The organism is Candidatus Neptunochlamydia vexilliferae, from assembly GCF_015356785.1.
GTDB lineage: Bacteria > Chlamydiota > Chlamydiia > Chlamydiales > Simkaniaceae > Neptunichlamydia > Neptunichlamydia vexilliferae.
Genome location: NZ_JAAEJV010000079.1, coordinates 1 through 6,266 on the forward strand (window position 1 = coordinate 1; position 6,266 = coordinate 6,266).

The window sequence follows — 6,266 nt, forward strand, 5'->3', positions numbered from 1 at the left end:
TCTAAAGAACAAAAGATTAAGGGCAGGCTGGGATGACAGTTTTTTACTCGAATTACTTCACGAGGGGTTTTGTCAAGACATTTTTACCAAATAACCCTGTAAAAGATGGCTTTTTTCGATCGGGACTGTGATCAAAATAGGCAGACTTAAATGCATGTGTGTTACTTAGTCGACCCTGAAGAACTCCTTGCAAAAGCAAAACCGCGCTTTTTCCCCATGAGCACATCTTTTTTCCTTACTCAACCCACTGCGAGGTTGAGGTGCGTCAAAATCTGCACCCTGGGGAAAAATCTTCGATTTTAGGTCGCCATAGGTCTCGATTTTAGAGTGCCATATACACTTCAGGGTCGACTACTTATTGTGTAATCAACTGAAACCTCTGTTTATTGCGGCAATAGAAAAGTCAATAAGAAAAAAGGGCGTCGAGGGTGAGCTCTTGATCCACAGCAGAGAGGTAGGGAGGGCTTTTGGCAGCTCCAAAGGGAGTAACAAGGGTATTAAAAATTGTCCTTTTCGATTTTAAGATTTGAGAGAAGGTTGACCTTCTTTGGTTAAGGAGACGGCCATACTCTTTTGTGATGGTAAATTCATCTTCGCAAAACTTCATCTCCAGGAGGTTGATACACCGATCGGTTCTTTCGATCACAAGATCAATTTGAGCACCCGGAAGTTCTCCAGGCTGCTTATCCCAATAGGAAAGACTTTTTGCGATAAGGGGGAGCTTGAGCGCTTCGATGATCTGTCTCGAATGTTTGATACAAATATTTTCAAAAGCATACCCCGCCCAGCTCAAAAATTTGGGGGAGCGATGGAAGTTCAGTATTTGCTCTTTTCTGTCTACCCAGGTCAGGTAAAAAAGGGAGTACTCATCCAGGAGTCGGTAAAGGCTATCTCGCTTTTTTCTCCCGAAAAAAGGGATGCTCTGAATAAATCCCGAAGACTCTAGGTCATTTAAAGCAGCTGTAAAATGTCCGCCAAGAGTTTTTGAGGTTGCTTTTGTAAGAGCATTTAGGGTAAGTCCTTTATGAGACTTTGCAAGGGCTTTCACAATCGCTAGATGCTTTTCGGAGTCATCAAAAAGAGAGGCGAAAAGGGGCTGAAACTCATCCGTTAAAAAACCGTTTGGAGAAAAACAAAGGGACTGGATGTTTTCCATAGAGGAACGTCCCTTTTCAATATGGTTAAGATACTTTGCGACCCCGCCTGTTAACATATAGAGCTCGATCAACTGCTTTCTGTCAAAGAAGATATGTTTTGCCTTTAAGTAGTTTTCTGTCTCAAGAAGGGAAAAAGGCTTTAGGTGAATTTTTTGGGTGAGTCGTCCATGAAGCCCTCCCCGATTTTGGACCACTTTTTTAATCATCCAGGAAGCTGCTGATCCACATAAGACCACGATCAGGTTTTTTCTTCGGGAGAGATGGCGATTCCAATTATACTCCAAGGTGCGTAGCATGTTGGAGCGGCGCGTTGCAAGCCAAGGGAGCTCGTCAAAAAAAAGGATCACTTTTTGGCTTTCTGGAACCTTTTCGAGCTGCTCTAATAAAGTAGAAAATGCCTTTTGCCAATTTTTTGGGGTTGGAAGAGGTGTTTTTAACTTAAAGGTCGATGTGACTGTTTCTGCAAAATTCCAGAGCTGCTCAGACGTTCGCCCTCTCAAAATTCCTGTAAGCTCAAAGAAGAGCCCTTTATCGCTAAAGAACTCTTTAATTAAGAAGGTTTTGCCGATCCGCCTCCTTCCGTAGACTGCTAGAAGTTCAGCCTCTTCGGAGTTGAGGAGCTTTTGCAAAATTTTCTTTTCTCTTTCTCTTCCAATGGGTTCCATTGCTCTACGACCTATAATGGTTAAGATAATGCCCAATATAGCGTATAACGGGCATTATCTCAATAAAAAGGTGAGATAATGTGGGGTATAGCGTATAACGGGCATTATCTTATACCAATTCGGAAAAATAAATTGCAAAATTAGCTTGAGAGTTTTTGAGGAAAAATTGCGTTTGGAGATCGATACTAACCACTTGTTGGTTAGTGAGATCGAAAATGCAGTTTTAACCGAAAAGGTCAAGCTTAATTTACCAAGTTATTTTTCCGATTTGGTATTACTTATTTTTTCTTGCCCCCCTTGCCTCCTTTGTCGCCGGCAGCTCCTTTGCGGCGGATGAGGTGAGGAGATTTCTTGGAAGATTGAAGGACGGGGTTGAGGATGTTTGCCTCAAACTTAAAGTTTCCTTCGATAAAAGAGTTTTTAAGGGCATCGAGATTTTCGGTGAAGAGTTTGACCGACTCCGGATTCCCCACAAGCTGAATGTTATAGGCGTGTGGAGCGGTGCTATAGTGATCGACGATGATCTGCGCGCCGTGGAAGACCGAGTCGGGCATGTCGATGTTCATCGTAGTGGTGGTGACTCCCATGTCCTGTTGGATGATCATCACTCCCCCCACCCGCTCAAAGAGCTCGTAGACTTCGGGGGAGAGGTGGCTAAAGGCGGGTGTGGCATCGGAAGGGATAACAGGAGGCAAAGGGGCATCGAAAGAGGGGAGGGGAACACTTGCTGTATCGGGAGTTGCCTCTATAAAGGTATCGTCATCTTTTTTCTTCCGCTGACCCATTCCCTCTTGTTCCCCTTCTTCAGGGGGCGGAGGGGCAAACTCTTTGGCCTCTTTTTGGGCCTGAGTAATTTTTTGTTCTCGGATTTCCTTAGGAGAGAGGTGATGGAAGATACTTGGTTTTTTAGGAGGAGTTTCTTCAATGGGTTTTTCTTCCAGAGCCTCCTTCTTTTTTTTCGGCGCGGTTTTTCGTTTTTTCTTAGCGGGAGCAGCGGTTTGGGGCTTCTTTTTCTTCTTGAGCGCTTCGAGTTCACTTTTTTTCGGCTGGGAGGCGAGGAGGGAAGCATCTTCGGGTTTTTCTTTTTTTTCTGGTGTTGTAGGAGGGGGTGGGGTTTCTTGCTCGGGAGTTTGCTCTTCTTGCTGCGGAGGGGGAAGGGGCTCATCCACCTCGTCAATCTCGACCCCTTCGGTCGGGATGGACCCTGGAGGTGGGGGAGTAAAAGGGGTTTCTTCTTCGGGAGGGGTTTCGTAGCGGACACCGGCCGACTCTTTGTCCATAATGCCCCCCACCTCATCTTGATCGCTCATCAGTTCGGCAAATCCTTCTCGTGGAGCGGGCGTTTCGGGCTGAACCTCTTTTTCCTCTCCCTCTTCTTCCTCTTTTTTAAGGTTCCGCTTCCGCCTTTTTTGTGCCTCATCCGACTCATCGACCTTCATCACTTTTTTAAACTTTTCGGGGTCGACCTTTTCTGCAGGCTTTTCCTTCTCTTCTGGGTGGTAAGGGCGTTGGATATCGCGATGAATTTTATTGGGGTCTGACATAAGCTCTACTTTTTACGCTTTTTTGAGGTGTGCATCGCGGTTCCTAGCTCGTCGGTTTCGATCCCTTCTTGATGGATCTCTTGAGCTCGCATCTCTTTGTCCCACTCTTTGCGATGCATCTTGAGTTTTTCAACATCTTGTTGCTTTTTGACCATATCTTTTCGGGCAACTTCTACAGCCTCTTTGGCCTCTTCAACTTTTTTGATCTGCTCCTCAACCTTCTTCTCTTTTTGGGCAAGCTCTTCATCGACGACTTTAATGTAGTCTCGCATGGTTTCGATTTTATCGGAAGTGGTTCCTTTGTCGAGCGTTTCCCGCAGCTGACTGAGTTTATCCTGTTTGTGACGGAGCGTTTTGTCCCGTTCTTCCTCGAGCGTTTTTTGCTTGTCCTCTTCCTTTTTAAGAGTCTCCTTTTTTTCCTTTAAAACGCGCTCAGCCTCTTCCAGCCTCCGCTGCTTAATCCGAACGAGTTGCTCTAAGGGGTATTTTTCTTTCATGGCTATCTAAAAAGGGCGCCCAGTTGCTCAAGCGTTTCCTCAAAGGTGCATTCTTCATCCACCTTCTGTTTAAGAAAACGGTTCACTTTATCGATGTACTTGATCGCAAAGTCGGCATCTTTATCCGATCCCGGTTTATATTCCCCGATCCGGATGAGAAGCTCGTTTTTCTTGTAGTTGGCAAGCACTTCGCGCACTTGACCAATAAGTTTTCGGTGTTCTTCGCTCGTGATGTTAGAAATAATCCGGCTAACCGAGGCTAAGATATCGATCGCAGGGTAGTGATATTGGCGGGCAAGTTCACTCGATAAGATGATATGCCCATCGAGGATCGAGCGGACCTCGTCAGCAACCGGTTCGTTCATGTCGTCACCGGCAACAAGGATCGTGTAGAAGGCAGTGATCGATCCTTTAGAGGAGTTTCCCGACCGCTCTAAGAGGCGGGGGAGGGTGGCGAAAACCGATGGGGTATAACCCGCCCGCGCCGGAGGCTCTCCAGCCGCCAGCCCCACTTCCCTCAGCGCCCGTGCAAAACGGGTCACCGAGTCCATCATTAAGATGACAGTTTTCCCCTGGTCGCGGAAATATTCTGCAATGGAAGTGCCCACATAAGCAGCGTTCAGGCGGAGTTGCGCCGCTTGGTCCGATGTCGAGACAACAATGACCGAGCGAGCGAGCCCCTCTTCGCCCAAGTCATGCTCGATAAACTCGCGCACCTCCCGTCCCCGCTCTCCAATGAGGGAAATGACATTGACGTCGGCCTGAGCATAGCGGGCCATCATCCCTAAAGTGGTCGACTTACCTCCACCCGCTGCCGCGAAAATCCCGACCCGCTGGCCCCTTCCACAGGTCAAAACTCCATCAATCGCGCGGATACCGACCGAAATCGGCTCGGAGATCATCTCTCTTTCTAAGGGGTCGGGAGGAGGGTTAATGACCGAATAGGTCTCCTCTACAACAAGAGGTCCCTTCGTATCTTCATCAAGAGGATTCCCCATGCCATCCAAAACCCGACCCAAAAGATTGGGTCCTACCTTAATATGAAGGGGAAGGCGGGTCGGAATCACCTCAGAAGAAGGGCCAACACCGGTCATCTCCCCAAGAGGAGAGAGGAAAACCTCTTCCTTGGTAAAGCCGACGACCTCAGCGATGAGGGGTTCTCCCTCCCGCTTGATCAGACAGACCTCACCCATCTTCACATTGGGAACAATCGCTCGGATAAGCATCCCGACGATCTCGGTGATCCGTCCATGAACCGTTGTCAGCTCAATATCTTCGAGCTGCCCCATGAGTTTGTCGAAATCAGGACCTTGTGCCATACATACCTCGCCCCCGATTCTAGCTTAAGCAACATTTAAAAGCCAAATTCTTTGCCTTTCCAGAGCTATTGCACCTCAACTGAAAAGCCTGCTTTTCTAAGAGTTTCAATGCTGCTTTTTCGATCTTTCTCTTTCACAAGTATGTAATCTGTATCATAGGTAGAGATTGCAAATAGGCTGATATTAGCCGCAGCAAGAGGGTTGGCAATAGAGGCTAGAATTCCTGTTAGACCAAAGTCTAGAGGGCCTGCAACCTTATACGCAACCCAGTCCCTTTCACACTTAGTCCCTTTTGGGACATATCTACTGGGGCAAACAATAGAGAGCTCATCCTCTGTAAGAGTAACAGAGAAAAAAGTATTTGATTGGGTGGCCCAAGGGGGAATGGGCTCTGATTGATCCATCTGGCAGACAGTAAGTTTTTCGGCTAAAAGTATTAAAAGTAAAACATTCATTAACTTTGTGAGAATACCTAAAGGATATATGGGTCGCAAGTTTTTTTGCAAAAAAAATCTTATGGGTATAAGGTAACTTTTTACATTTCTTTAAACAAGGAGAATTTCGATGCAAACCACCAATAAAACCGTCTCTCAAAACATCCCTTTTGCTATTTACTACACCCCCGAGCACAAGCTCACCTTTTTAGAGGGGAGTTCCATCCAAGTTCTCCTGACCAATCCCTTAGAGGGAAAACCCTTTACAGCCGAGCAGATCACTCCTAATAGCAAAAAAGAGATCAAAGACCTTCTTAAAAAAGGGATCGCGCCCATCGTGACGAGCGACCATCACATCCACTTTAACACAAGTAGCAGCAGTAGCGCCGCGTCTTCCTCCTCCAGCAGCAGCCCAACAAACAGCCCCCTCCCGATCCTCAAGCAACTCATCAACCAGATCAAAAACATCCTCCTCTCCCAAAAAGAGGGAAACTATCCCGAAGACCTCATTTGCCCTCTCACCCTCGATCTCTTCACAGACCCCGTCATCACACCCGATGGCCATACCTTCGAAAGAGAAGCCATCGAGCTTCACCTCACAAATAGCCCCACCTGCCCCCTCACCCGCAAACCCCTCAAAAAAGAAGACC

At 47.0% G+C, this 6,266-nt stretch carries 6 protein-coding genes; 1 reads left to right on the forward strand and 5 read right to left on the reverse strand.

Annotated elements, in window-relative coordinates:
- Positions 1-403 precede the first annotated feature (403 nt).
- The 5 genes from NEPTK9_RS08790 to NEPTK9_RS08810 form a co-directional block, all read right to left on the reverse strand.
- Complete coding sequence (locus NEPTK9_RS08790) at positions 404-1,822, reverse strand: AAA family ATPase (protein ID WP_194848461.1); 1,419 nt, start codon at positions 1,820-1,822, stop codon at positions 404-406.
- A 278-nt stretch (positions 1,823-2,100) separates the two neighbouring features.
- Positions 2,101-3,366, reverse strand: a complete 1,266-nt coding sequence (locus tag NEPTK9_RS08795; protein WP_194848462.1) for a hypothetical protein — start codon at positions 3,364-3,366, stop codon at positions 2,101-2,103.
- A 5-nt stretch (positions 3,367-3,371) separates the two neighbouring features.
- Positions 3,372-3,863 (reverse strand): type III secretion T3S chaperone, encoded by a 492-nt coding sequence (locus NEPTK9_RS08800; RefSeq protein WP_194848463.1) that lies wholly within the window; start codon positions 3,861-3,863, stop codon positions 3,372-3,374.
- Positions 3,864-3,865: 2 nt separating this feature from the next.
- Positions 3,866-5,182 carry a type III secretion system ATPase SctN gene (sctN, locus tag NEPTK9_RS08805; RefSeq protein ID WP_194848464.1) on the reverse strand — a complete coding sequence of 439 codons (1,317 nt, stop codon included), beginning with the start codon at positions 5,180-5,182 and terminating at the stop codon, positions 3,866-3,868.
- A gap of 65 nt (positions 5,183-5,247) precedes the next feature.
- The gene (locus NEPTK9_RS08810; RefSeq protein ID WP_194848465.1) at positions 5,248-5,637 is read right to left on the reverse strand and encodes an ACT domain-containing protein; all 390 of its coding nucleotides are present in this window, start codon (positions 5,635-5,637) and stop codon (positions 5,248-5,250) included.
- Between the two features lie 109 nt (positions 5,638-5,746).
- Here NEPTK9_RS08810 and NEPTK9_RS08815 point away from each other — a divergent pair.
- Positions 5,747-6,266, forward strand: a 520-nt coding sequence (locus NEPTK9_RS08815; protein WP_194848466.1) for a U-box domain-containing protein, incomplete at its 3' end; no start/stop codon positions are given.